The organism is Tsuneonella amylolytica, assembly GCF_003626915.1.
GTDB classification, from domain to species: domain Bacteria; phylum Pseudomonadota; class Alphaproteobacteria; order Sphingomonadales; family Sphingomonadaceae; genus Tsuneonella; species Tsuneonella amylolytica.
Genome location: NZ_CP032570.1, coordinates 335269 through 360418, shown reverse-complemented (window position 1 = coordinate 360418; position 25150 = coordinate 335269). Strand labels below are relative to the sequence as shown.

The window sequence follows — 25150 nt, the reverse complement described above, 5'->3', positions numbered from 1 at the left end:
ACAGCGCGATCACCCGGCCGGACCGATGTTCGAAGAAGCGCTGGATCATGCCGCCATGTGTGCTGTCGGGCGGCGATCAGCCGTCAGGCGGCCTTGCGGAACTCGAGTTCCAGACGGTCCCAGATCTCGACCAGTGCCTGGGTCAGGTCGCGCATCATGCCTTCGTCGTGCGAGGGGCCGGGGGTGAAGCGCAGGCGCTCGGTTCCGCGCGGCACGGTCGGGAAATTGATCGGCTGAACATACACGCCGTATTCGGCGAGCAGGATGTCGCTGATCTTCTTCGCACGCACCGGGTCGCCGACCATCAGCGGGACGATGTGGGTGGTGCTGGCCATCACCGGCAAACCGGCTTCGGCGAACATCACCTTGAGGCGGGCGGCGGCGGCCTGCTGACCATCGCGCTCCTCGCTCGACTGCTTGAGGTGGCGGACCGAGGCGAGGACGCCCGCGACCAGCACCGGGCTGAGCGAGGTGGTGAAGATGAAGCCCGGCGCATAGCTGCGGATGCAATCGACGATCTTCCGGTCGGCGGCGATGTAGCCGCCCATCACGCCGAACGCCTTGCCCAGCGTCCCTTCGATGATGTCGATCCGCTGCGCCGCGTCATCGCGTTCGGAAATGCCCCCGCCGCGCTTGCCGTACATGCCGACCGCGTGGACCTCGTCGATGTAGGTCAGCGCATTGTACTTGTCGGCAAGGTCGCAGATCGCGTGAATCGGGGCGACGTCGCCGTCCATCGAATAGACGCTTTCGAACGCGATCAGCTTGGGCACGGCCGGGTCTTCGGCAGCGAGCAGTTCTTCGAGATGCGCTATGTCGTTGTGGCGGAACACGCGCTTTTCGGCGCCCGAATTGCGGATGCCGGCAATCATGCTGGCGTGGTTGAGTTCGTCGGAAAAAATCACGCAGCCCGGTAGAAGCTTGGCCAGCGTCGACAGCGTGGCATCGTTCGAGACGTACCCGCTGGTGAAGATCAGCGCCGCTTCCTTGCTGTGGAGGTCGGCGAGCTCTTCCTCGAGCTGGATGTGGTAGTGCGTGTTGCCGCCGATGTTGCGTGTGCCGCCGCTGCCCGCGCCGACATCGTGCAGCGCCGCTTCCATCGCCTCGATCACCTTGGGGTGCTGGCCCATGGCGAGATAATCGTTCGAACACCACACGGTGACCGGCTTGGGCCCGTTGTGCCCCGCGAAGCAGCGCGCGTTGGGGAACGCGCCCTTGTTGCGCAGGATGTCGATGAAGACGCGGTAGCGCCCCTCGGCATGGAGGCGGTCGATCGCCTGGTCGAAAACGAGGTCGTAGTTCATCGCTCTGTCCGTCATCGCGGCTGCGCCGTACGCCGGGCAGCGCAATTTTGCCACCGCGATCTTTGCGAATCGTTCGCGACTAAATCCGCTCGGTGTGATCGAGGCCGTAGGGCGCCAGGCATTCGGCGGCCGGCACCGGGCCGGTGAAGACCGCGAAGTCCGGGCGGGAACGTTCCAACGGCTGTCCTGCAACCAGGTGCGCGACCCGCCGGGCGATCCCGGCGGCGCCGTCGACGAACCGTACGCCGGGGCCGAATGCCTTCGTCAATTCGTCCGCGAGGAGCGGAAAATGGGTGCAGGCGAGCACGACGGTGTCGAGGTCGGGCCCGGCTCGCTCGACGAGGCCCGCGACCGCGGCCGAGATCGCCGCGGGATCGACCCGCTCTCCGCGCAGCTTTGCTTCGGCTGCCGTCACGAGACCCGGCGCGGCATGACGGACGAGGCGCTTGTCGGCGGCGAACTCGGCCTCGAGGTTGTCGACGTAGGCTTGCCGGATGGTCGCCCCGGTCCCCAGCAGCCCGATCGTGCCGGTGCGTGTCATCGCCGCAGCGGGCTTGATCGCCGGGACCGTCCCGACGATCGGGATGGCGAGCACGTCGCGCACCATGCCGAGCGCGATCGTGCTGGCGGTGTTGCAGGCGATGCAGGCGAGCCGCGGTTTGTATCGCTCGGTGAGCACGCCGAGCAGGCCGGCGACACGGGCGGCGATCTCGGCCTCGGTTTTCTCGCCGTAGGGCAGGCCGGCGGTGTCGGCGGCGTAGATCACCGGCGCGCCGGGCAACACCTCGCGCAGCCGGGTCAGCACGGTGAGGCCGCCGACGCCCGAATCGAACAGGAGGATGGGGGCGGAAGCGTCCAAGTCAGATCAATCCCGTTCGCCCGCGCTTGTCGGCGGGCTTCGTTTCGGCGTAACCGGTGCGCTAGATGAAAAGGCGGCGCTTCCACAAGCGCGGCCCAAGTGGGGACCGGGGTTGCAGACAGATTTCATCATCGCGGCCATCGCCGGCTACCTGCTCGGCTCGATCCCCTTCGGCCTGATCCTGACGCGGGCGTTCGGGGCGGGCGACGTCCGGCAGATCGGGTCGGGCAGCATCGGGGCGACCAACGTGCTGCGTACGGGGCGCAAGGGGTTGGCCGCAGCCACCGTGCTGCTCGACGCGGGCAAGGGCGTGGCGGCGGTGCTGCTGGCCGCCGCGCTGTGGCCGGGGACCGAAGGCGTGGCGGCGGTCGCGGCGATCGTCGGCCACTGCTTCCCCATCTGGCTGCGGTTCAAGGGCGGCAAGGGCTTCGCCACCGCGGCAGGCGTGCTGCTGGCGCTGCATTGGCCCTCGTTCCTGATCTGCGCGGCGATCTGGGCCGCGACAGTGTTCGCCAGCCGGATGTCTTCGGTCGCCTCGCTGACGGCGGTCACCTTTGCGCCGGTCGTGGTCTGGGCGCTGGACCGGGCCGATCTCGTCCCCGCGCTGATCGCGGTGGCGATCGTCGTGTGGTTCCAGCACCGCGCCAACATCGGCCGCCTGATGCGCGGGGAAGAACCGCGGATCGGCGCGAAGTGACCCTGTCGCAGGTAGAAGCGTTCGCACGCATCCGGCTGCTGCGGTCGCCCAACATCGGGCCGGTCAGCTACCGCCAGCTCCTGCGCCGGTTCGGCACGGCGGAGGCCGCGATCGAGGCGCTGCCGAATCTCGCCCGCCGCGGGGGCCGTGCCTACAGCGCCGCGCCGGCCGAGCGCATCGCCGAGGAAATCTCGCAGGTCCGCCGGGCGCGGGCCAAGTACCTGTTCCACGACCAGCCCGATTATCCGCCGCTCCTGGCCGAAATAGAGAGCGCGCCGCCTATCCTGACGGTGCGTGGGTCGGTCGCGCTCGCGGCGCGGCCTTGTGTCGCGATGGTGGGCGCGCGCAACGCCAGCGCTGCCGCCGTGAAGCTCGCGCGCGAATTCGGGGGAGCGCTGGCGGAGGCGGGCTTCACCGTGGTATCGGGCCTCGCCCGTGGGATCGACGGCGCGGCGCACGATGGCTCGCTGCCCGCCACGATCGGGGTGATCGCGAGCGGCATCGACATCGCCTATCCGCCGCAGCACCGGGCGTTGCAGGACCGGATCGCCGAAGAAGGCCTGCTGGTCGCGGAACAGCCGCCCGGGACCGAGCCGCGCGGCAGTCATTTCCCCAGCCGCAACCGCATTATCGCGGGGCTCGCCAGCGGCACGCTGGTGGTCGAGGCCGCACCCAAGTCCGGATCGCTCATCACCGCGCGGCTCGCCGCCGAAGCGGGGCGCGAGGTCATGGCGATACCCGGCAGCCCCCTCGAAGGCCGCGCCACGGGGTGCAACCAGCTGATCCGCGACGGGGCGGTCCTCGTTCAGGCGCCGGACGATGTCATCGAGTTGCTGTCGGGCTTCGACGGGAAGCCGCGCTCGACCTTCCGCGAGGCGGCGCAGGCCTACGTCTTCGAGACCGACGAACTGGCGGATGCGGAGCCCGCCGACGTCGCCGGCCTGCTAACGACCGCGCCGGTGCCGGTCGACGAACTCATCCGCCAGTCGGGCGAGCCGCCCGCTTCCGTCCAGCTTGCTCTGCTGGAACTGGAGATCGCCGGCCGGCTTGTTCGCCATGCAGGGGGCCGCGTGTCGCTCGCCGCTTGACGAGCGCCGAATGCCGCCGCCACCCTCGCGTACACGTATACGCGTAAGGATCGATCACCTCTCTCATGCAACTCGTCATCGTCGAATCGCCCGCCAAGGCGAAAACCATCGAGAAATACCTGGGCTCGGACTTCAAGGTCCTGGCCAGCTACGGCCATGTCCGCGACCTGCCGCCCAAGGACGGCAGCGTCCGCCCGGACGAGGACTTCGCAATGGACTGGGAGGTCTACCGCGACAAGACCGGCCGGGTGAAGGACATCGCCGACCTCGCGAAGAAGGCGGACCGCCTGATCCTCGCGACCGACCCCGATCGAGAAGGCGAGGCGATCTCGTGGCACGTGCGGGATCTGCTCGCGAAGAAGAAGGCGCTGCCCGGCGACGTCCAGCGGGTGACCTTCAACGCGATCACCAAGAACGCGGTCACCGAGGCGATGGCGCGGCCGCGCGAACTCGACCAGCCGCTGATCGACGCCTATCTCGCCCGCCGCGCGCTCGACTACCTCTACGGCTTCACGCTGTCGCCGGTGTTGTGGCGGCGCCTGCCGGGTGCCAAGAGCGCGGGCCGCGTGCAGTCGGTCGCGCTGCGTCTGATCGTCGAGCGTGAACGCGAGATCGAGGCGTTCACCGCGCAGGAATACTGGTCTGTCGTCGCACACATGCAGCACGACGGCACCGCGTTCGATGCGCGGCTGGTCACCTACGACGGCGAGAAGCTCGAACGCCTCAGCATCGGCGACGAAGGCACAGCCAACGCTGCCAGGAAGGCGGTCGAGGATGCGCGCTTCACGGTCGAGGAGGTCGAGACCCGTCCGCTCAAGCGCAACCCCGCGCCGCCGTTCACCACCTCGACCCTGCAGCAGGAGGCGGCGCGCAAGCTCGGCTATTCGGCCAGCCACACGATGCGGCTGGCGCAGACGCTCTACGAGCAGGGCGCGATCACCTACATGCGGACCGATGGCGTGCAGATGGACGGCAGCGCGATCTCGGCCTGCCGCAAGGCGATCAGCGACCGGTTCAGCGGGCATTACCTGCCCGACAGTCCGCGCATGTACCAGAGCAAGGCCAAGAACGCGCAGGAAGCCCACGAAGCGATCCGCCCGACCGACTTTGGCCGTGACCGGGCAGGGGCGGGCGACGAGGCGAAGCTCTACGACCTCATCTTCAAGCGCGCGATGGCGAGCCAGATGGCCGCCGCCAACCTCGAGCGGACGACCGTGACGCTGCGCAACCCCACCGGCCGGCACGAGCTGCGCGCGACCGGACAGGTCGTGAAGTTCCCCGGCTTCCTGGCGGTGTACGAGGAATCCTTCGACCAGAAGGGCGAGGATGACGACGAGAACCTGCTCCCCCTGATGCGCAAGGGCGACAGCCCGGCCAAGACGGGCGTCGACGCGAACCAGCACTTCACCCAGCCGCCACCGCGGTTCTCCGAAGCATCGCTGGTCAAGCGGCTGGAGGAACTGGGGATCGGCCGACCCTCGACCTACGCCTCGACGATCCAGACGCTGCGCGACCGCGAGTATGTCCGGATGGAGAAGAACCGCTTCTTCGCCGAGGAAAGCGGGCGGCTGCTGACGGCGTTCCTCGAACGGTTCTTCGAACGCTACGTCGCCTACGATTTCACCGCCGGGATGGAGGACGAGCTCGACGTCGTCTCTGACGGGAAGGAAGACTGGAAGAAGCTGCTCCGCCAGTTCTGGCAGGACTTCAAGCCGAAGACCGAGGACGTGATGGAGCGCAAGCCCTCGGAAGTGACCGAGGTGCTCGACGAATACCTGTCCGACTACCTCTTCCCGCCGCGGGCCGACGGGCACGATCCGCGCGAATGCCAGACCTGCATCGCCGAAGGGCGCAGCGGCGGTCGGCTGGCCCTGCGCGGGGGCAAGTTCGGTGCGTTCATCGCCTGCTCCAACTATCCCGACTGCAAGTACACCCGCCAGTTCGCCGCACCCGGCGGCGCGGAAGCGGCGGAGAACGACGGGGCGATGGGCAAGGACCCCGAGACGGGTCTCGAAGTCGAACGCAAGACCGGCCGGTTCGGACCCTACGTCCAGCTGGGCGAGGGCAAGGAGGCCAAGCGCGCCTCGATCCCCAAGGACCTCGACGATTTCGATCTGGAATGGGCGCTGAAGCTGCTCAGCCTTCCCCGGATCGTCGGGACGCATCCCGAGACGGGCAAGGAGATCGAGGCGGCGATCGGGCGCTACGGCCCGTACCTTCGCCACGACGGAAAATACGGCAAGCTGCAATCGACCCGCGAGGTGTTCGAGGTCGGCATGAACCGCGCGGTCGACCTTCTCGCGCAGGGCGCAAACCGCGGCGCGGGTGGGCGGGCCAAGGCCGAGCCGATCAAGGTGCTGGGCGCGCACCCCACCAGCGGCGGCGAGATGAAGGTGATGGCGGGCCGCTATGGCCCCTACGTGACCGACGGCACGACCAACGCGACGCTGCCCAAGGATGCCAAGCCCGAGGATCTGACCGAAGCGCAGGCGATCGAGCTGATCGACGCCCGCGCCGCCAAGGGCCCGGCCAAGAAGAAGGGACGCAAGGCTCCTGCCAAGAAGGCCGCCCCGAAGAAGGTTGCCGCCAAGAAGGCGCCGGCGAAAATGGCACCGGCGAAAAAGGCACCGGCCAAGGCGAAGGCGAAGGATTGATGGCGAAGGAACATTTCGAGCGCCACAAGCAGCCGTGGAAGGCCGATGAAGCCGGCACGCTGCGTACGCTGGCGGGCAAGGGGAAGGGCCTGAAGGAGATCGCCAAGGCGCTCAATCGCAGCGAGGAATCGACCAAGGACTTCGCCAAGAAGAACGGGATCGAGATCGCCAAGAAACGCTAGGAGGCAGCGGCGGGACCTTTTCACCGCTGCACCGGTTCCCGCTGCATGTTGCAGGTGCGAAGCGAAACCGGATCGGCCGAGATGCATACGACGGACGACGTGGCATTTGCGTCCGATGCGGATTTCGACGGGCTTCCGATGCCGCGCCGCATCTGGGCGATCGTGGCGATCAGCTTCGGCACCGCGCTGTTCGTGGTCGACGGGGCGATCGCCAACGTTGCCCTGCCGACGATCGCACGCGACCTCGGCGTCAGCAGCGGCGCCTCGACGAACGTGATCACGGTCTACCAGCTGGCGATGGTGATGGTCCTGTTGCCGTTCGCGACGATCGGCGATCGGATCGGTCACCGAACGCTTTACCAGATCGGACAGGTGTTGTTCTGCCTCGCCTCGGCGGCGGCGTTCTTCGTGACGAGCTTCTGGGAACTGCTGCTGGTGAGGGCGGGGCAGGCCATCGGGGCCGGCATCGCGCTGTCGGTATCGGCCGCGATGCTGCGCACGATCTATCCGTCGAAAACCCTCGGCAGCGGGCTCGGCATCAACAGCGTGATCGTGGCGACGTCGTATGCGATCGCACCGACTCTGGGCGGGTTCATCACCGAACGGTTCGACTGGCACTGGGTGTTCGTGGTGGCCGCGCCGCTCGCACTCGTCTCGCTGGCGCTCGGGCGGTCGCTGCCCGAGCCGGAACCGCGCACGGGCGTCATCGACTGGGGCGGCGCGGTCGGCAGCGCGGTGACGGTGCTGCTGCTGATCGGCGGTCTCGCGGTGGCGACCCACGACAGTCCGGCCCTCGGGGGCGCGGCATTCGCGGCCGGTTGCGCCGCGGCATGGCTGCTCTACCTGCGCGAGCGAAAGGTGGAGCGCCCCGTCATGCCGGTGGACCTCATGGCACAGCCCGCGATCGGGTTCTCGGTGATCGCCGCGGTCGCGGCCTTCGTCGGGTCGGCGATGCTGATCGTGGCGCTGCCGTTCAAGCTGCAGCAGGGGATGGGCTACTCCCCCGAAGAAGCGGGCCTTCTCCTCATGCCCTATCCGCTGACGATGCTGTTCGTGGCGCCGGCGGCCGGATGGTTGTCGGACAGGATTTCGCCGTCGGTGATGGGCGTGGCGGGCATGGCCATAGCGATGGTCGGGCTGGCGTTCGCCGCCTTCATGCCTGCCGATGCCGACGCGTTCCAGATCGGCTGGCGCTTGTCGCTGTCGGCGCTCGGGTTCGGGCTGTTCCTCGCCCCCAACTCGCGGCTGATGATCGGTGAGGCACCGAAGGATCGTTCCGCGGCGGCGGGCGGCCTGCTGTCGACCGCACGGCTGTTCGGCCAGTCGACCGGGGCGGCGCTCGTCGGTCTGGTGCTGGCGATGGGCCTCGGCCTCGGTCCAACCCCGGCGCTCGTCGCGGCCGCACTCGCCGCCGTCGCGCTCGTGACCAGCGCGGTGCGGTTCAGGGCGACCGGCGCGACGTTGGTGCGCGCGCGCCGCCATCACGATTTAGTGCGCTAGGCCGCCGTCTTCGATTCGACCGTAGCGTCGAGCGCCGCTACGGCCGATCCGAGGACGATCGATCGCGCCCGCAGCGCCGCATCGCGATACGGCGACGGCGTTCGCAGGAACCGCAAGGGCGACATCCCGAGAAACCGGTGGGAGTCCCGGGTGAAGTGGGAGTGGTCGAAGTATTCGTCCTCGAGCACGCGCATGTCGTACGGTTCGCCCGCCATCTTCAGTGCGATGATCGACCGGAGCAGGCGAGCGCGGCGCAGCAGCAGTTTGGGGGGAAAGCCGAAATACCGTTTGGTCAGGCGCTCGAACTGTCTCTTCGACATACCGGACAATTCGCGCGCTTCCGCGACCGAGGATACGCCGGGTTTCGCGATGACCGCCGAGATGCGCTGGATGGCATCGTCGTGGGGATGCGAGCGGACGAAAATAACGCGAAGATGCGCATCGAGAACGGCCTTTACGCCGGGCCCCCGATCGCTGGCCTTGAGATCGTTCTGAATGCTTCCAACCAGTGCGGGATCGATCACCGATTCCAGCGGGACCACCGTGTCGCGCAGGCGGTCGGCGTCCGTTCCGGCAATCCTGGCGAGCCCCAGCGGCGTCAGCGAGACACCGATCGTCACACCTCCCGGGCCGACGCGCATTTTAGCGCTTCGGCTCAGGGAGCCGTAGAGCGATGCCTTCGGCAGAGGTCCGTGCGGCCCGGAACCGATCGCCAGATCGAAGTCGTGATCCTCGAGTATGAACCGGATCGCCGGGCCGCCCGGCAGCATGATCTCCGACGAAACCCAGCCGGGCGGCCGGATCGAATCGAGCACGTGATAGTCGGCGACGTAAGGTTGCAATTCCTCGCCCGCCCGTTCGTAGCGAAGCGCGGTATCGAACGGGAGTTGGAAGGTTGCCGGATCGACCCCGGGGACGTGAGAGCCGGATTCGATGAGCTTGCGGGTTACCGCACCCATTCGAGCCCGATCTCCTCATAGATCTCGCGGCTTTCGGCCCAGTTCTCCTCGGTCTTGACGTGGAGGAACAGGTGGACCTTGCGGCCGAGCAGTTCGCTCAGTTCCGCGCGGGCGGCGGAGCCGATTTCCTTGATGCGGCTGCCGCCCTTGCCCAGTACGATCGCGCGCTGGTTGTCGCGGGTGACGACGATCTGCTGGTGGATCTCGACACTGCCGTCCTTGCGCTCGACATACTTCTCGGGCCGCACCGCGCTGTCGTAGGGGAGTTCCTCGTGCAACTGCCGGTAGAGCTGTTCGCGGGTGATCTCGCAGGCGAGCAGGCGCTCGCTGGCGTCGGACACCTGGTCTTCGGGATAGACCCACTCGCCCTCGGGCATCATCGCGGCCAGCGCCGCCTTCATTTCGGGCACGCCGTCTCCGGTCAGCGCGGAGACGAAGAACACCTCGGCGAAATCGACCTTGGTGCCGAGGTCCTGCGCGAGCGCGAGGAGCGGTTCCTTCTTCGCGACGTCGACCTTGTTGAGGACGAGGATCTTGCGCTCCGGCCGGTTCGCCAGCGATTCCAGCAGCGGTTCGAGCTCACGCCGGCGCTGCTTGACCGGATCGACCACCAGCAGCACCGCGTCGGCAGCCTCGGCCCCCTCCCATGCGGCGCCGACCATCGCGCGGTCGAGCCGCCGGCGGGGCTCGAAAATGCCAGGGGTATCGACCAGCACCATCTGGGCCTCGCCTTCCAGCGCGATACCCATCAGGCGCGCGCGGGTGGTCTGCGCCTTGGCGCTGACGATCGCGACCTTCTGGCCGACGAGCGCGTTGACGAGGGTCGACTTGCCCGCATTGGGCGCGCCGATGACGGCGACGAAGCCGCAGCGAGTGGTCATCCGTATCGCTCCATGAATGCCTTGGCCGCGGCGGTTTCGGCGGCCTGCTTGCTCGATGCCTTGCCCTCGACCTCGCCCACGTTGTGCACCCGCACGCGGACGGTGAAGCTGGCGTTGTGGTCGGGGCCCGACCGATCGACGAGGTCGTATTCGGGGGCCTTGCGCCGGTTGCCCGCAGCCCATTCCTGCAACGCGGACTTGGGATGCTTCGACCGGCCGCGGCGACCGTCGACCGCGTCTGCCCAGAGCAGGCGGACGAGGTCGCGCGTTGCGTCGAACCCGGCGTCGAGGAAGTTCGCGCCGAGCAGTGCCTCCATCACGTCGCCCAGCACGTTGTCGCTGTCGGCCGCGCCGTCGTCGCGCGCCTGCTTGCCCAGGCGAACGTGGTCCGGCACCCCGATCTCGCGCGCGCAGCAGGCGCAGGTATCGCGGCTGACGAGCGCGTTGAGGCGCTGGGCGAGGTGCCCTTCGGCCTGGCCGCTGTCGTGGAACAGCCATTCGGAAATCGAGAGGCCGAGCACGCGGTCGCCCAGCCATTCCAGCCGTTCGTAGTTTTCGGCATCGCCGGTGCTGCCGTGGGTCAGCGCGGCGCGCCACATCCCTTCGTCGCGCACGGTGAAGCCGCTGTCGGCCAGCCACTTGCGCGTGGCGGGTTCGAGCAGGGCGGTCACAGCCCGTCGCCCACCCGGTCCCACCGCGCGGCGGTGAACCAGCTGACCGGGTTGATCCAGCTCGCCGATCCGTCGGTCGACCACAGCACCGCGGCGGCGCGGCCGACCAGCAGCTCTTCCGGCACCATGCCGATGCCCTGGCCGGGAATTGCAGGGAAACGGCTGTCGGAGGAGTTGTCGCGGTTGTCGCCCATCATGAACACCGAACCTTCCGGCACGACGACCGGGCCGAAATCGTCCTGCGGCGTGCGCCCGAAATCGAGCGTTTCGAAACTGCGTCCCGACGGCAGCGTCTCGCGGAAGCGGGCATAGACGCAGGCCTGGCCGCCGCGCGCCGGCACGACCTTGCCGCCCCAGGTGCAGCCGGTGTTGGCGCTCATGGGCAGAGCGAAATCGGCGATACGCTCGCGCCTGACCGGCTGGCCGTTGAGGATGACCTGACCATCGCGGACCGCCACCGTATCGCCCGGCAGGCCGATCGCGCGCTTGATGTAGTCGACCTTGTCCACCGGATGCTTGAAGATCACCACGTCGCCACGCTCGGGATCGTGCGCGAAGATCTTCCCCGGGATCAGCGGCACCGCGAATGGCAGGGACCAGCGCGAATAGCCATAGGGCCACTTTTGCGCGACGAGATAGTCCCCGTTCATCAGGCCGGGCAGCATCGATTCGCTGGGGATGGTGAAGGGCGTGAAGAAGAAGCTGCGGAAGATCGCGACGGCAATCACCAGCTTCAGCACGAACCACGCGAAGCTGCCGAGCGTTTCCTTGTCCGTTTCGGCCGCGGGCTGTTCGCCGCCGGGGTTTCGAGGTGCGGCGGGCACCGTCATGCGGCGGCCCTGTCACACATGTCACACAGTCCAGGGAGCAAAGCCGCGGCGGCCGGAAGGAGCGCTGCGGCATCGGCTGTCAAAGGGGCGAGGGTGCTTGCAAACATCGGCGCTTTCCCTAGGCGGTCGGAACCCCGGTAGGAAAGGATTTTTGCGGTGAGCGACGCGGTCGAACAGGCATGGCAGACGGTCGAGGCCTGCCCGGTGCTCACGCTGGGCGAGCTCTTCGAGCGCGACGCCGACCGGGTCGGCAAGCTCGCCACCCGGCTGGAGTGGGGCGAGACCGGGGCGCTGTTCGACTGGTCGAAGACGCACCTGTCGGACGACCTCATGGCCGCCTTCGAAACCTTCGCCGAGGCGCGCGACTTCGCGGGCAGGCGGGCCGCGCTGCTTGCCGGAAAAGCGGTCAACATTACCGAAGGCCGCGCCGCCGAACACACCGCGCAGCGCGGCGTCGGCAGCGATCTCGCGGTCGAGGAAGCGGCCGCCCTGCATCACCGCATGGCGATGCTGGTGGAAGCGATCCACGGCGGCGCTTTGGGCGAGGTGCGGCACCTCATCCATATCGGCATCGGCGGCAGCGCGCTCGGCCCGAAACTGGCGATCGACGCTCTGGCGCGCGAGAATGCCGAGGTCGACGTCCACGTTGTCTCGAACATCGACGGGCTGGCGCTGGAGGCGGCGTTCGAAGCCTGCGATCCCGCCACCACCATGATCGCGGTGGCGAGCAAGACCTTCACCACGATCGAGACGATGACCAACGCCGAGAGCGCGCTCGACTGGTTGAAGGACGGCGGGGTCGCAGATCCCTATGGCCGAGTCGTCGCGCTGACCGCCAGCCCGGACAAGGCGGTCGAATGGGGGGTGGACGAAACCCGCGTGCTGCCCTTCCCCGAGAGCGTGGGCGGGCGCTACTCCCTATGGAGCAGCATCGGCTTTCCGGTCGCGCTGGCGGTGGGCTGGGCGGAGTTTGACGCGATGCTGGCGGGCGCGCGGGCGGTGGACGAGCATTTCCGCGACACCGACGGACGGGCGAACCTCTGCTTGCGCGCCGCCTTCGCCGACCGCTTCTACACCGGGGTCCGCGGGTGCCAGACCCGCGCCGTGTTCGCCTACGACGAGCGGCTGGCGCTGTTTCCCGACTACCTCCAGCAGCTCGAGATGGAATCGAACGGCAAGCGCGTGACGGCGGACGGCGCGCCCGTCTCCGGCCCGACCGCGCCGGTCACCTGGGGCGGGGTGGGCACCGATGCGCAGCACGCGGTGTTCCAGCTCCTCCATCAGGGCACGGTCGAAATCCCGGTCGATTTCATCGCGAGCATTGAGCCCGGCGACGCGCTTACACCCGACCATCACCGCATCCTGCTGATGAACTGCTTCGCGCAAGGCGCGGCACTGATGCAGGGCGCCAAGGGCGAGGACCCGGCCCGCAACTATCCCGGCGACCGGCCGAGCGCGACGATCCTCGTCGACGACATCGACGCCGCCACGCTGGGCGCGCTGATAGCCTTCCACGAACATCGCACGTTCGCGAATGCCGTGCTGGCCGGCATCAACCCGTTCGACCAGTTCGGCGTCGAACTGGGCAAGGCCATCGCGCGCAAGATCGAGAGCGGCGACAGCGATTTCGACCCGAGCACCGAGGCGCTGCTGGAGGCGGCGGGGTTGGCATCCACATAACATTTTTAGGGTTGGGGGACCGGTTTGTTGCGCAGATCGTTCCTCCCGCATGTTGACACTCGAACGGCCGGACGAGCGGATCGCGCTCGCCGATGAATTCAGGGATTGGATCCGGGGGGAGGACTTTCCCTGCGTCGGCGCCAAAGCAGCTGTCGCGCGCGGTAATCTCACCCTCGTGCACGCACGCCACCTTGCCAGCGCGTGGAACGATCTCGAAATCCATCGGGCCATCCTCGATTGGAACCGGGCGCGGGCGGGGGACGAAGGACAGTTGCACAGCTTCGCCGTCATCTTCGACGGACCCGGCGACCTCTCCGAAACACGGTTCGAACGCCTGATGTGGGAACGGCTGCAATCGCTGGCCGACAAGGATGTCTGGCTGGGTCAGAGCTACGACGACAGCGTGAGCGCGGACCCGCAGAATCCCCACTTCGCATTGAGCTTCGGCGGCGAGGCGCTGTTCGTGGTCGGGCTGCATCCCGGTGCCTCGCGCCCGGCGCGGCGGTTTTCCCGCCCGGTGCTGGTGTTCAACCCTCACAAGCAGTTCGAGATGCTGCGCGAGCAGGGCAAGTACGAACGCATGCGCGAACGCATCCTGACCCGTGATGAGAAGCTTGCCGGATCGATCAATCCGATGCTCGCCGAGCACGGCACCGCCAGCGCGGCGCGCCAGTACAGCGGCAGGGCTGTGGGCGAGGACTGGGTCTGCCCGTTCTCGGACAAGCGCGGATGAGCGAGACACATCGCATCGCGCCGCGGACCGGCGCGGCGTTCGAATTGCGCGAAGGACAGCGGCTCACGGTAATCGATCCGGAAGGCGGGCAGGTTTCGGACCTTCTCGCCTATTCGCTCGCCGACGTGCGCGAGGTGATCTCGAACGGGCGGACTTTCGATTACGAGGAGACGATCGCGCTCACAACCGGCAAGACGCTGTGGTCGAACCGTTCGAACCCGATGCTCGAGATCGTCGAGGATACTGTCGGACGGCACGACTTCCTGCTGACCCCGTGCAGCGAGGCGACGTTTCGCCATTTCTACAAGGACAAACCCGTTCATCGCGGGTGCTTCGGCAACCTCGCAAAGGCGCTGGAGCCGTGGGGGGTGGAACCCGATTCCATCCCTTGTGCGTTCAACGTATTCATGAACGTGCCGGTCTCCGGCAGCGGTACCTTGAGGGTGGATCCTCCCGTCAGCAGGGCGGGCGACCGGATCGTCTTCGAAGCACGGATGGATTGCGTCGTTGGTCTTACCGCCTGTTCCGCCTACGCATCCAATGGTGGCAGCTTCAAGCCTATCGACTGGACGGTCCAGGGCTAGCACCGACGCTGCCGCGCGGGTGCGTATCGCGCTCTGTTACAGGTGGCGGCACGGCCGCTGGCCCGATCTGGAAGGTGCGCCCCGCTTCACCGAGATGGTCCAGCGCCGCAAGCTGTTCGATCGCGATCCGCGCCAGAGCGTGCTGATGGACAAGCTGGCCGCCAAGGCGGAGGTCGCCGCCGCGCTCGGCCCGGAATGGACCGTGCCGACGGCGTGGTCGGGCCACTTTCTGCCCGACGATCCGCCGTTCGGGTTTCCCGCGATCGTGAAGGCGCGGCACGGCTGCAACCAGTACCGCGTGCTGCGCGAACCTCCGTCGGACCGGGCGTGGGCCGATCTGCAGAAGCTGGGCGCGCACTGGATGAGCAAGGCGTACGGGCACTGGCTCGACGAATGGGCCTATCGCGACACGCCGCGCGGGCTTCTGGCCGAGCCGTTGCTGCCGTCCGAGAGCGCGCTGCCGGTCGATTACAAGATCTACGTCTTCGGCGGGCAGGCGACGCACGTTCAGGTCCATCTCGACCGGGCGGCCGACCATCGCTGGGTGGTGCACGATCGCGACTGGACCCAGCTCGTGGCCGCAGGCGACACCCCTCCGCCACCGCGCTCGCTTTTGGCGATGCTTGATGCGGCGGAAGCGTTGGCGACGGGACAGGATTTCCTGCGCGTCGATTTCTACGAAGTGGCGGGGCGGCCGCTGTTCGGCGAGTTCTGCCTCTATCCCGGGTCGGGTCTCGATCCCTTCGCGACCGACTGGATCGACTTCGAACTGGGCGCCCTGTGGCATGCCGCGGAGCGGCGGCCATTGTGCGCCGCACAAGATTCGATTGACTTTTCGCCGGTTCCGGCCCATCTGGCTGCCATCGAAGCGCGCTAGCCAGCGTGAAGCGGCGATCGGACACATCGATCGCCCCGGCCGCGCCTCGGTTCATTTTCCAGACTTCCCATTTCACGCGGGCGGTTAAAACCCCCGCGATCGCGCGCGCCATTCGGCTGTGCGCCGTCGCTCGATTTACGAGTACGTTACACATGTCATTCCAAAATCTCGGTCTTTCGCAGCCCCTCATGCAGGCGCTCGACGAGAAGAACTACACTGTCGCCACCCCCATCCAGCAGCAGGCGATCCCGCTGGTGCTGCAGGGCCGCGACCTCCTCGGCATCGCGCAGACCGGTACCGGCAAGACCGCCGCGTTCATGCTGCCGAGCATCGACAACCTGCGCGAAGCGGACCGGCAGACGCCGTTCAAGTCGTGCCGCATGCTCGTCCTCGCGCCGACCCGCGAACTCGTCGGCCAGATTGCCAAGTCGGCGATCGACTACGGCGCGTTCACCGGCATCAAGGTGCAATCCGTCGTCGGCGGCACTTCGGTTGGCAAGGATCGCAACAAGCTGCACCGCGGCACCGACGTGCTCGTCGCGACGCCGGGTCGCCTGCTCGACCTCATCGACCAGAAGGCCTTCCGCCTCGACGGCGTGGAAATCCTCGTCCTCGACGAAGCGGACCAGATGCTGGACCTGGGCTTCATCCACGCGTTGAAGCAGATCGTGCGGTTGCTCCCCGCAGAGCGTCAGACGCTGCTGTTCTCGGCCACCATGCCGAACTCGATCCGCCAACTGGGCGAACAGTACCTCAAGAACCCGGCGCAGGTCGCGGTCGCCCCGCAGGCGACCACCGCCGAGCGCGTCGATCAATACGTCGTGCGGGTGAACCATGACGAGAAGCAGGCCCTGCTGGGCCTCATCCTCAAGGGCCGTTTCGACAAGACGAAGGACATGGACCGTACGCTGGTGTTCACCCGCACCAAGCACGGCGCCGACCGCGTCGTGAAGAAGCTGGCGCAGGAGGGCATCGCCTCGAACGCGATCCACGGCAACAAGAGCCAGCCGCAGCGCGAGCGCGCGCTCGCGGAGTTCCGCTCGGGCAAAGTGCCGGTGCTGATCGCGACCGATGTCGCGGCGCGTGGGATCGACATTCCGGGCGTGAGCCACGTGGTGAACTACGAGCTGCCCAACGTGGCCGAACAGTACGTCCACCGCATCGGCCGCACCGCGCGTGCCGGGGCTGATGGTGTCGCCATCAGCCTGTGCTGCGACGACGAGCGTGCCTACCTCAGGGACATACAGAAGCTCACCGGCGTAACGCTGGAACGCCTCGCGTTGCCCGAGCAGTTCCGCGAGGTGGTGGAGAACGCCGCTATCGTGCGGCCCAAGGGCAACCCCGGTCAGGTGCAGAACGCGCCGCGCGGCCAGCGGGTGCAGGCCAAGCCGCTGGGTCGCGGTGCCGGCCAGCGGTCCGACCAGCGCCGCAAGCCCGACGGCGAGGCTCGCCAGGGCGGCGAGCGCCAAGGGGGTGAACGCAAGGGCGGCGAACGCAAGCCCCAGCGCTCCGGCGGCCAGCAGCAGGGCAAGCCCGGCGGGAACAGCCGCGGCCGCAAGTTTCGCGGCCAGCGCGGCGGCGGCGGCAGCCCCGTTTCGCGCCAGGGCTAGCGCCCGCCTGCATCGCCCGCCATATGCGCCCCTCGATAGGAGACGCACATGGCGGGCAAGCAGCCTGAATACGACTACGACCTCTTCGTCATCGGCGCGGGGAGCGGGGGCGTGCGCGCCAGCCGCGTCGCCGCCGCGCATGGCGCCCGCGTCGCCGTTGCCGAGGAATACCGCGTGGGCGGAACCTGCGTCATCCGCGGCTGCGTGCCCAAGAAGATGCTCGTCTACGGCGCGCACTTTGCCGAGGACCTCGAAGACGCGAAGAACTTCGGCTGGACGATCGAGAAGCCGAGTTTCGACTGGCAGGTTCTGCGCGACAACGTGCTGAAGGACGTCGACCGGCTGAACGGCGCGTATACCGACACGCTGGAGAACCACGGCGTCGAGATCATTCACGAACGCGCCGTGCTGACCGGTCCGCACGAGATCGCGCTGGGCGACGGCAAGCGGACGGTGACCGCCAGGCACATCCTCATCGCATCCGGCGCGCGCCCGCACGTCCCGGATTGCCACGGCCACGAGCTCGGCATCACCAGCAACGAGGCGTTCCATCTCGACGCGATCCCGCCCCGCATCCTGATCGCGGGCGGCGGCTATATCGCCAACGAATTCGCCGGCATCTTCAACGAGTTCGGCAGCAAGGTCACGATCATCAACCGCGGCGACCAGTTGCTGCGCGGCTACGACCGGTCGCTGTCCGACCGCCTTCTTCAGATCAGCATCGCCAAGGGCATCGACTTCCGCTTCAATGCCGAGTTTCGCGGCATCGAGCAGAAGGGCGACTGCCTCACCGTCTCGATGACGGGTCACGAGGACATCGAGGTCGATTGCGTCCTGTTCGCCACCGGCCGCGTGCCGAACACCGAGGGCTTGGGCCTCGACACGGCCGGCGTGGAACTGGGCGAGAAGGGCGAGATCGTCGTCGATCGGTTCAGCAAGACAAACGTCGATCACATCTACGCCGTGGGCGACGTCACCAACCGCGTCCAGCTGACCCCCGTCGCCATACGGGAAGGGCAGGCATTTGCCGACACCGTGTTCGGCGGCGGCAACCCGGTCGCGGTGGATCACACGGTGATCCCCTCGGCCGTGTTCAGCCACCCGCCGCTCGCCGCGGTGGGCATGACCGAGGGCGAGGCGCGCAACAAGCTGGGCAATGTGAAGGTCTATCAGTCGGATTTCCGCCCGATGAAGAACGTGCTGGCGGGGCGCAACGAACGCTCGCTCTACAAGATGATCGTCGATGCCGACACCGACCGGATCGTGGGCATCGGCATGATCGGGCCCGACAGCCCCGAGATCATGCAGGCCGCCGCGGTCGCGGTGAAGGCCGGCCTGACGAAGGCGGATTTCGACGCGACCGTCGCCATCCACCCGACCATGGCCGAGGAAATGGTCCTCCTCAAATAGGGAACGCGGCATGACTGGAACGGCACTCGTCACCGGCGGCACCGGCTACATCGGGGGCGAGGTGATCACCCGCCTGCTCCGCAAGGGGTGGACCGTCCACACCACCGTCCGCAGCAAGGCGAAGAGCGAACGCGCGCTTTACGGACGCTGGGCGGGGGCGGAGGACCGGCTGCGGGTGTTCGAGGCCGACCTGATGGACGACGCCGGCTGGGCCGAGGCGAACGCCGGGTGCACCCACGTCGCACACGTCGCCTCGCCGTTCCCGGTCGGCATTCCGAAGCACGAGGACGAACTGGTCGTCCCCGCACGCGAAGGCACTTTGCGCGCCCTGCGCTTCGCGCACGCGGCGGGCATCGGGCATTTCGTCCAGACCAGCAGCTCGGCCGCGATCGCCTACGGCCATCCGGCATCGAAGACCACGTTCGACGAACGCGACTGGACCAATCCGGACGCGCCCGGCATCCAGCCCTACATCAAGTCGAAGACCGTCGCCGAACGCGCCGCGCGCGACTGGGTGGCGGACAACGCGCCGGACATGGCGTTCTGCTCGATCAACCCGGTCGCGGTGCTCGGGCCCGTTGCGAGCCACGACTTCGCCGCCTCGATCGAGATCGTCCGTCGCCTTCTGACCGGCGAGATCCCCGCGATCCCCAATATCGGCCTCACCACGGTGGACGTGCGCGATGTGGCGGACCTTCACGTGCTGGCGCTGGAGGCGGACCGCGACACGATCCGGGGCGAACGCTTCGCGGCGGCGGCGGACTTCTTTTGGATGGCCGACATCGCCCGCATCCTGCGCGCCGAACTTGGGCCGAAGGCGGCGAAGATACCGACCCGCAGGATGCCCGATTTCGTGCTCAAGATCATGGCGCTGTTCTCCAGCGAGATCCGCCAGGTTTCGGGCGAGGTGGGCAAGCGCAAGGTGGTGAGCGGCGCGCACGCGAAGGACGTGCTGGGCTGGACCACCATTCCCGGCAAGCAGACCATCGTCGATACCGCCAACAGCCTGATCCAGCACGGCATCGTGCGGACGTGATCGCTTGACCTTGCTCGGGCGCGCAGCCTAACCGCGGGCCAAGTCCGCAGGGAGAGCATATGTCAGCCAATATCGCCGAACTCGAACGCCGCCGCGAGGCTGCCCGGATGGGCGGCGGGCAGAAGCGGATCGACGCGCAGCATGCCAAGGGCAAGCTGACCGCGCGCGAACGGCTCGACGTGCTGTTGGACGAAGGCAGCTTCGAGGAACTCGACGCCTACGTCGAGCACGACTGCGTCGATTTCGGGATGCAGGACCAGAAGATCCCCGGTGACGGCGTGGTCACCGGTTCGGGCACCATAAATGGCCGGCTGGTGTTCGTGTTCAGCCAAGATTTCACGGTATTCGGCGGCTCGCTGTCGAAGCGGCACGCGGAGAAGATCTGCAAGGTGATGGACAGCGCGATGAAGGTCGGCGCGCCGGTGATCGGCCTCAACGACAGCGGCGGCGCGCGCATTCAGGAAGGCGTCGCGTCGCTCGGTGGTTATGCCGAGGTGTTCCAGCGCAACGTGCTCGCGAGCGGCGTAGTGCCGCAGATCAGCCTCATCATGGGGCCTTGTGCTGGCGGGGCGGTGTACAGCCCCGCGATGACCGACTTCATCTTCATGGTGAAGGATTCCAGCTACATGTTCGTCACCGGCCCCGACGTGGTGAAGACGGTGACCAACGAGGTCGTCACGCAGGAGGAACTGGGCGGGGCGGTGACCCACACCACCAAGACCAGCGTGGCGGACGTCTCGTTCGAGAACGACATCGAGGCGCTGCTGGCGACCCGCGCGTTCTTCGATTTCCTCCCGCTGTCGAACCGCGAGACCGTGCCGGAGCGGCCTACCGACGACCCATGGGACCGGCTGGAGGACAGCCTCGACACCCTGATCCCGGCGAACGCCAACCAGCCCTACGACATGCACGAGGTGATCCGGAAGGTGCTCGACGAGGGCGACTTCTTCGAAGTCCAGCCGGCGCACGCGGGCAATATCCTGTGCGGTTTCGGCCGGATCGAGGGGCGGACGGTGGGCGTGGTCGCGAACCAGCCGATGGTGCTGGCGGGCGTGCTCGACATCAATTCGTCGAAGAAGGCCGCGCGCTTCGTGCGCTTCTGCGATGCGTTCGAGATCCCGATCCTGACCTTTGTCGACGTGCCCGGCTTCCTTCCGGGGACGAGCCAAGAGCACAACGGCATCATCAAGCACGGCGCGAAGCTGCTGTTCGCCTATGCCGAGGCGACCGTGCCCAAGATCACCGTGATCACCCGCAAGGCCTACGGCGGCGCCTACGACGTGATGGCCTCCAAGCACCTGCGCGGCGACCTCAACTACGCCTGGCCCACCGCCGAGATCGCCGTGATGGGCGCCAAGGGCGCGGTGGAGATCATCTTCCGCGGCATGAGCGCCGAGGAGCAGGCGGAGAAGACCCGCGAATACGAGGAGCGCTTCGCCAACCCCTTCGTGGCGGCGCAGCGGGGTTACATTGACGAGGTGATCTACCCGCACTCGACCCGGCGGAGGATTGCCTTGGGGCTGCGGAAGCTACGCGGGAAGGTGCTCGAGAACCCGTGGAAGAAGCATGACAATATTCCGTTGTGACCGAGGACTCGATTGGCCAGGGGATTAATCATGGATGCAAATCGAAAGCTCGACAAAGAGATCCGTTTCCACATTCGGCGTGGGGCAATTACAAGCGAGCAGCGCGAGAAAATCGCCGAACACTACGGGGTAGAAGCTCTCGAAGTGAAAAACCGGATAGACGAGATCAGGCGTGGCGACGATAAGGAGGTGTCAACTCCGACGACCATTAGCCATGACGGGCTGCAACCGTACCAGCGCGTAGGTAATTTCCTCTCAAACGCTTTTCTTTCTGCCGTCGCAATTTCGATCATCATCCTGCTTTTAGCTGTGATTTTTGCGGGTCTAAAATGAAACTGGGCCGTCTCAACCACATCGGCGTCGCGACGCCCTCGATCTCGGACAGCGTGGCCTTTTACCGCGAGGTGATGGGGGCGACGTCGATCACCGAGCCCTTCGACCTGCCCGAGCAGGGGGTGAAGGTCTGCTTCGTCGATACGCCCGGCCATGATGGCACTGCGGGCACCCAGATCGAGCTGATCGAGCCGTTGGGGCCGGACAGCACGCTCACCGGCTTCCTCGCCAAGAACCCGGCGGGAGGACAGCATCACCTCTGCTACGAGGTCGAGGATATCGCGGAGGCGCGCGCGTGGTTCGAGGGGCTGGGCAAGCGCATCCTCGGCCGCACCCGCGTCGGCGCGCACGGCACGCCGATCTTCTTCCTCCACCCCAAGGACATGATGGGCCAGCTGACCGAGATCATGGAAACGCCGAAGGATGGCCACTAGTTGTCATCCCAGCGAAAGCCGGGATCGCCGGCCGGTCGCGCGGCATCGAGAGCGATGCCAGCTTTCGCTGGCATGACGAATGCGGAGAATGCCGATGATCTTTTACGACAGCCCGAACCCCGCGCCTAACCCGCGCCGGGTGCGCATCTTCGCGGCGGAGAAGGGCATCGAGCTCCCGAGCCGGGAAGTCTCGATCCCGAAGCGCGAGCAGAAATCGCCCGAGTTCATAGCGAAGAACCCGCGCGGGCAGACCCCGGCGCTCGAACTCGACGATGGCACTGTGATCGCAGAGAGCGTCGCGATCTGCCGCTATCTCGAAGCGCTGCACCCCCAGCCGCCGCTGTTCGGCACGACCCCTACCGAGGTTGCGCTGGTCGAGATGTGGAGCCGACGGGTCGAGATGATCGCGATGAGCCCGATCGGCGCGGTGTGGGTCCATACCCACCGGTTCACCTCCGCGCTGCCCGGCCGCAATACCGAGTGGGGCGAGGCGAACCGGCCGCGGGTGGCCGATGCCTTCGCGTTCTTCGACCGCAGCCTCGAGAACAGCGAATACCTCGCGGGCGATCGCTTCACGATGGCCGACATCCTGCTGCTGACGACGGTCGATTTCGCGACCTTCGTGGGCTGCGGGCCGGGGCCCGAGAACGGCGCGCTGCTGCGCTGGCACGAGACCGTCAGCGCCCGCCCCAGCGCCGCCGCCTGACGGGGCTTCCCGCGGGCACTTCTTAAGCGTATCCTACCTGTCGCTACGAGCTTGGGAGAGCGGCGATGGAGTGGACCCCGATGGCGGACAAGGTCGGCGCGGAAGCGACCGGCGTTGACCTGGCGACGATCGACGGCGAGGAGTTGGAGGCGCTGAAGGCGCTCGTCCACGACCGCGGCGTCGTCGTGCTGCGCGATCAGACGCTCACCCCCGAACAGCACATCGTGCTCGCCGAACGGTGGGGCGGGATCGACATCAACAACTATTTCCCGCTGCAGGACGAATACCCCCAGATCGCCATCGTGCGGAAGGGCGCGGACCAGCAGACCAACATCGGCGGCGCATGGCACACCGACCATTCGTACGACCAGGTGCCGGCGATGGGTTCGATTCTCGTCGCGCGCACGCTGCCGCCGTCGGGCGGGGACACGCTGTTTGCGCACATGGGTGCCGCCTACGACGCGCTGGACGAGGAAACCAAGGCCGAGATCGAGGACCTCAAGGCGTTCCACACCGCCGATCACGTGTACAAGGAGGGCGGCATCTACGCCCACACCGACCAGGGCAAGGACCTGCGCGGGCAGGACGTGGAGACCGGCGCGGTGCACCCGGTGGTGATCCGCCATCCGCAGACGGGGCGCCGCCTGCTCTACGTCAACGGCAGCTTCACGATCAACTTCGTCGGGCAAAGCCGCGAGGAGAGCCTGCCGCTGCTCCAGCGGCTGCTCGCCGCCGCGCTGACCGACGACAACCAGTGCCGCGTCGAATGGAAGCCCGGCACCGTGGCAATCTGGGACAACCGGACGACCTGGCACAACGCGATGAACGATTACCACGGCCACGCGCGCGAGATGCACCGCATCACGCTGAGCGGCGACGCGCTGGCGGCCTAGCCCCCGGCCTTCGGGCGGCAGGAATAGACCAGCCGCTCGGTCGGCTGCGCGGGGAGGAGGGCGGTGACGCCCGATTGCAGCTCGCCCAACTTCGCGGCGGCCCCGTCCGCCCCGCACACCGGCGCCTTGTAGGCGGCACGTGCCGCCCGGGCCTTCGCCATCGCGCTCTGCGACAGGGGATAGCGGTCGGTGCGGAAGATGCGGCTGGCCGGATCGAAGGCGTTGACCGATACGGTATCCTCGTCGTTCGGCACGAACAGCCGGGTCCAGCGACCGCCCGCGAAACCGTATTGCGTGCGCCCATTCACGCAGCCGTCGGCCTGCCAGCCGAAGTCCATGTCCTGCGGGGGCTGCCCGACCACGCGGCTGCGCTCGGTCTGGAGCGAGCAGGTGAGTTCGCCCGCCGGGGCCGCCGTGGCCGGACCGTCGCCGGGCGCATCCTCGCCGGCATTTGCCTCTGCCAGACGGTCGGCGACCCGGCGGTCGATTGCATCGAGGCCGGGGCGGGTGAACCACACCGCCAGCGCCGCTACGGCGAGCGCCGCCGATGCCGCGCCGGCGATCCGCATCGCCTTGCCGCCGTCGTCGCGAGTGCGCAGGTTCCAGGCGGCGAACCCGGTGCCCATTGCCGCGAGCAGCAGCAGTCCGGCAAGCGCCATTGCGTTCTCGCGGTCCTCCATCACCGACAGCTGCGCCTGCACCTGCGCGCGCTCGCGAACGGTCCGCTCGGCTTCGGCGCGCCCCTCCAGCCGCGCGCGGGCGGCGGCCTGTTCGGCGCTCGTCCGCTCGCGTTCGGCAGCGTCGAGCTGCGCGAGGCTGCGGCACGGCAGCGCGTTGACCGCGGGCTCGATGCCGTTCGCTTTCAGAAACGGCAGCAGTTCGCGGTCGCTGACGGCGAAGGAGAACTCCGCGTCGGCCCCGTCGTCGGACGTGGTGCCGAAGCTGTTGACCCCGAGCACCCGCCCGCATCCGTCGAGCAGGGGCCCGCCCGAGTTGCCGCGGGCGATGGCGGCGGTGTGGAGGATGGTGTCGAGGTCGCGGCTCGGCCGGCTGCCGCTCACGAAGCCGCGGCTCTTCACCGGCGGCTGGGGGCGGAACAAGTCGGCGAGGTCAAGTCCCTGCGCCCGGTCGACGTTCATCGGATAGCCGACCGCGGCCACCTCGTCCCCGTCGGTGGGCGCGCTTCCGGCCAGCGTCAGCCGGGGCAACCGCAGCGTGCCGGTGATCTCCAGCAGGGCGAGGTCCTTGGCCGACCCTACCGCGACCACCTTCGCATATTCGGCCGCCTCGCCGTCGGGCGGGACGACCGCGATGCGCAAGGTGTCGTCCTGCAGCACCTGGCGCACGACGTGATCGTTGGTGACGATCATCGAAGGGGTGACCGCGAACCCGGTGCCGTGGCCGATGGGGAACACCCGGTCGCCGTCTGTGCCCACGATCACCACGCGCACAACGCCCCGGGCGGCGGCGGCGATGTCGGCAGGCTCGGGCCGGGCGGCCGAGGGCATGGCGAGCGCCGCAAGCGCGGCAAAGAGGATGATCAGGCGGTGCATTGCCGCGTGCTTGTGGCGCGCGGCGACATTGACCGCAAGCCGCGGGACGCGCGCGTCGCCGTGCCGGTGTATCTGGCCAGCCGACTTCGC

Annotated in this window: 24 protein-coding genes; 17 read left to right on the top strand and 7 right to left on the bottom strand. The window is 67.6% G+C overall.

The window, feature by feature from the left end; translation table 11 throughout:
* Positions 1-83: 83 nt before the first annotated feature.
* Complete coding sequence (gene hemA / locus D4766_RS01750) at positions 84-1304, bottom strand: 5-aminolevulinate synthase (RefSeq protein ID WP_120717991.1); 1221 nt, start codon at positions 1302-1304, stop codon at positions 84-86.
* 79 nt (positions 1305-1383) lie between these two features.
* Positions 1384-2163: a glutamate racemase gene (gene murI, locus D4766_RS01745; protein WP_120715902.1), complete on the bottom strand. Its 780-nt coding sequence runs from the start codon at positions 2161-2163 to the stop codon at positions 1384-1386.
* 112 nt (positions 2164-2275) lie between these two features.
* On the opposite strand from murI, the gene plsY reads away from it, so the two are divergent.
* The 5 genes from plsY (at position 2276) to D4766_RS01720 (ending at position 8284) form a co-directional block, all read left to right on the top strand.
* Positions 2276-2860: a glycerol-3-phosphate 1-O-acyltransferase PlsY gene (gene plsY, locus D4766_RS01740; protein ID WP_234024854.1), complete on the top strand. Its 585-nt coding sequence runs from the start codon at positions 2276-2278 to the stop codon at positions 2858-2860.
* The gene (dprA, locus tag D4766_RS01735) at positions 2857-3948 is read left to right on the top strand and encodes a DNA-processing protein DprA (protein WP_120715901.1); all 1092 of its coding nucleotides are present in this window, start codon (positions 2857-2859) and stop codon (positions 3946-3948) included. Before plsY ends, dprA begins: the two co-directional genes overlap by 4 nt.
* 65 nt (positions 3949-4013) lie before the next feature.
* A complete protein-coding gene (topA, locus tag D4766_RS01730; RefSeq protein ID WP_120715900.1) occupies positions 4014-6602 on the top strand; it encodes a type I DNA topoisomerase in 2589 nt (862 codons plus the stop codon).
* On the top strand, positions 6602-6784 hold the full coding sequence (locus D4766_RS01725) for a hypothetical protein (protein WP_120715899.1): 183 nt from the start codon (positions 6602-6604) through the stop codon (positions 6782-6784). The genes topA and D4766_RS01725 overlap by 1 nt, the downstream gene beginning before the upstream one ends.
* Positions 6785-6883: 99 nt before the next feature.
* Positions 6884-8284 carry an MFS transporter gene (locus D4766_RS01720; protein ID WP_234024853.1) on the top strand — a complete coding sequence of 467 codons (1401 nt, stop codon included), beginning with the start codon at positions 6884-6886 and terminating at the stop codon, positions 8282-8284.
* Here the strand turns inward: D4766_RS01720 and D4766_RS01715 are convergent.
* The 4 genes from D4766_RS01715 to lepB are packed head-to-tail and all read right to left on the bottom strand — an operon-like array spanning position 8281 to position 11625.
* Entirely contained in the window at positions 8281-9243 is a 963-nt protein-coding gene (locus D4766_RS01715) for a helix-turn-helix domain-containing protein (protein ID WP_120715897.1), read from the bottom strand. The genes D4766_RS01720 and D4766_RS01715 overlap by 4 nt on opposite strands.
* Entirely contained in the window at positions 9231-10124 is an 894-nt protein-coding gene (era, locus tag D4766_RS01710; protein ID WP_120715896.1) for a GTPase Era, read from the bottom strand. The genes D4766_RS01715 and era overlap by 13 nt, the downstream gene beginning before the upstream one ends.
* Entirely contained in the window at positions 10121-10786 is a 666-nt protein-coding gene (gene rnc / locus D4766_RS01705; protein WP_120717989.1) for a ribonuclease III, read from the bottom strand. The genes era and rnc overlap by 4 nt, the downstream gene beginning before the upstream one ends.
* 5 nt (positions 10787-10791) lie before the next feature.
* Complete coding sequence (gene lepB / locus D4766_RS01700; RefSeq protein WP_120715895.1) at positions 10792-11625, bottom strand: signal peptidase I; 834 nt, start codon at positions 11623-11625, stop codon at positions 10792-10794.
* 156 nt (positions 11626-11781) lie between these two features.
* Here lepB and pgi point away from each other — a divergent pair, with 156 nt between their 5' ends.
* The 12 genes from pgi (at position 11782) to D4766_RS01640 (ending at position 23507) form a co-directional block, all read left to right on the top strand.
* Positions 11782-13305, top strand: a complete 1524-nt coding sequence (gene pgi / locus D4766_RS01695) for a glucose-6-phosphate isomerase (RefSeq protein WP_120715894.1) — start codon at positions 11782-11784, stop codon at positions 13303-13305.
* 49 nt (positions 13306-13354) lie between these two features.
* Positions 13355-14038 (top strand): guanitoxin biosynthesis heme-dependent pre-guanitoxin N-hydroxylase GntA, encoded by a 684-nt coding sequence (gene gntA / locus D4766_RS01690; RefSeq protein WP_120715893.1) that lies wholly within the window; start codon positions 13355-13357, stop codon positions 14036-14038.
* Positions 14035-14622 (top strand): DUF1989 domain-containing protein, encoded by a 588-nt coding sequence (locus D4766_RS01685; protein WP_120715892.1) that lies wholly within the window; start codon positions 14035-14037, stop codon positions 14620-14622. The genes gntA and D4766_RS01685 overlap by 4 nt, the downstream gene beginning before the upstream one ends.
* Positions 14623-14641: 19 nt before the next feature.
* Entirely contained in the window at positions 14642-15499 is an 858-nt protein-coding gene (locus D4766_RS01680) for an ATP-grasp fold amidoligase family protein (RefSeq protein ID WP_234024852.1), read from the top strand.
* Between the two features lie 152 nt (positions 15500-15651).
* Entirely contained in the window at positions 15652-17109 is a 1458-nt protein-coding gene (locus D4766_RS01675; RefSeq protein ID WP_120715891.1) for a DEAD/DEAH box helicase, read from the top strand.
* A 48-nt stretch (positions 17110-17157) separates the two neighbouring features.
* Positions 17158-18519, top strand: a complete 1362-nt coding sequence (gene gor / locus D4766_RS01670) for a glutathione-disulfide reductase (protein ID WP_120715890.1) — start codon at positions 17158-17160, stop codon at positions 18517-18519.
* 10 nt (positions 18520-18529) lie between these two features.
* The gene (locus tag D4766_RS01665) at positions 18530-19555 is read left to right on the top strand and encodes an NAD-dependent epimerase/dehydratase family protein (protein ID WP_120715889.1); all 1026 of its coding nucleotides are present in this window, start codon (positions 18530-18532) and stop codon (positions 19553-19555) included.
* 59 nt (positions 19556-19614) lie between these two features.
* A complete protein-coding gene (locus D4766_RS01660; protein ID WP_120715888.1) occupies positions 19615-21141 on the top strand; it encodes an acyl-CoA carboxylase subunit beta in 1527 nt (508 codons plus the stop codon).
* 30 nt (positions 21142-21171) lie between these two features.
* Entirely contained in the window at positions 21172-21474 is a 303-nt protein-coding gene (locus D4766_RS01655) for a hypothetical protein (RefSeq protein WP_120715887.1), read from the top strand.
* Positions 21471-21908 (top strand): methylmalonyl-CoA epimerase, encoded by a 438-nt coding sequence (gene mce / locus D4766_RS01650; RefSeq protein WP_120715886.1) that lies wholly within the window; start codon positions 21471-21473, stop codon positions 21906-21908. The genes D4766_RS01655 and mce overlap by 4 nt, the downstream gene beginning before the upstream one ends.
* Positions 21909-21996: 88 nt before the next feature.
* Complete coding sequence (locus D4766_RS01645; protein WP_234024851.1) at positions 21997-22614, top strand: glutathione S-transferase family protein; 618 nt, start codon at positions 21997-21999, stop codon at positions 22612-22614.
* A 65-nt stretch (positions 22615-22679) separates the two neighbouring features.
* Entirely contained in the window at positions 22680-23507 is an 828-nt protein-coding gene (locus tag D4766_RS01640; RefSeq protein ID WP_162935619.1) for a TauD/TfdA dioxygenase family protein, read from the top strand.
* Here D4766_RS01640 and D4766_RS01635 read toward each other — a convergent pair.
* Positions 23504-25060: a S1C family serine protease gene (locus D4766_RS01635; protein WP_120715885.1), complete on the bottom strand. Its 1557-nt coding sequence runs from the start codon at positions 25058-25060 to the stop codon at positions 23504-23506. The genes D4766_RS01640 and D4766_RS01635 overlap by 4 nt on opposite strands.
* Positions 25061-25150 lie beyond the last annotated feature (90 nt).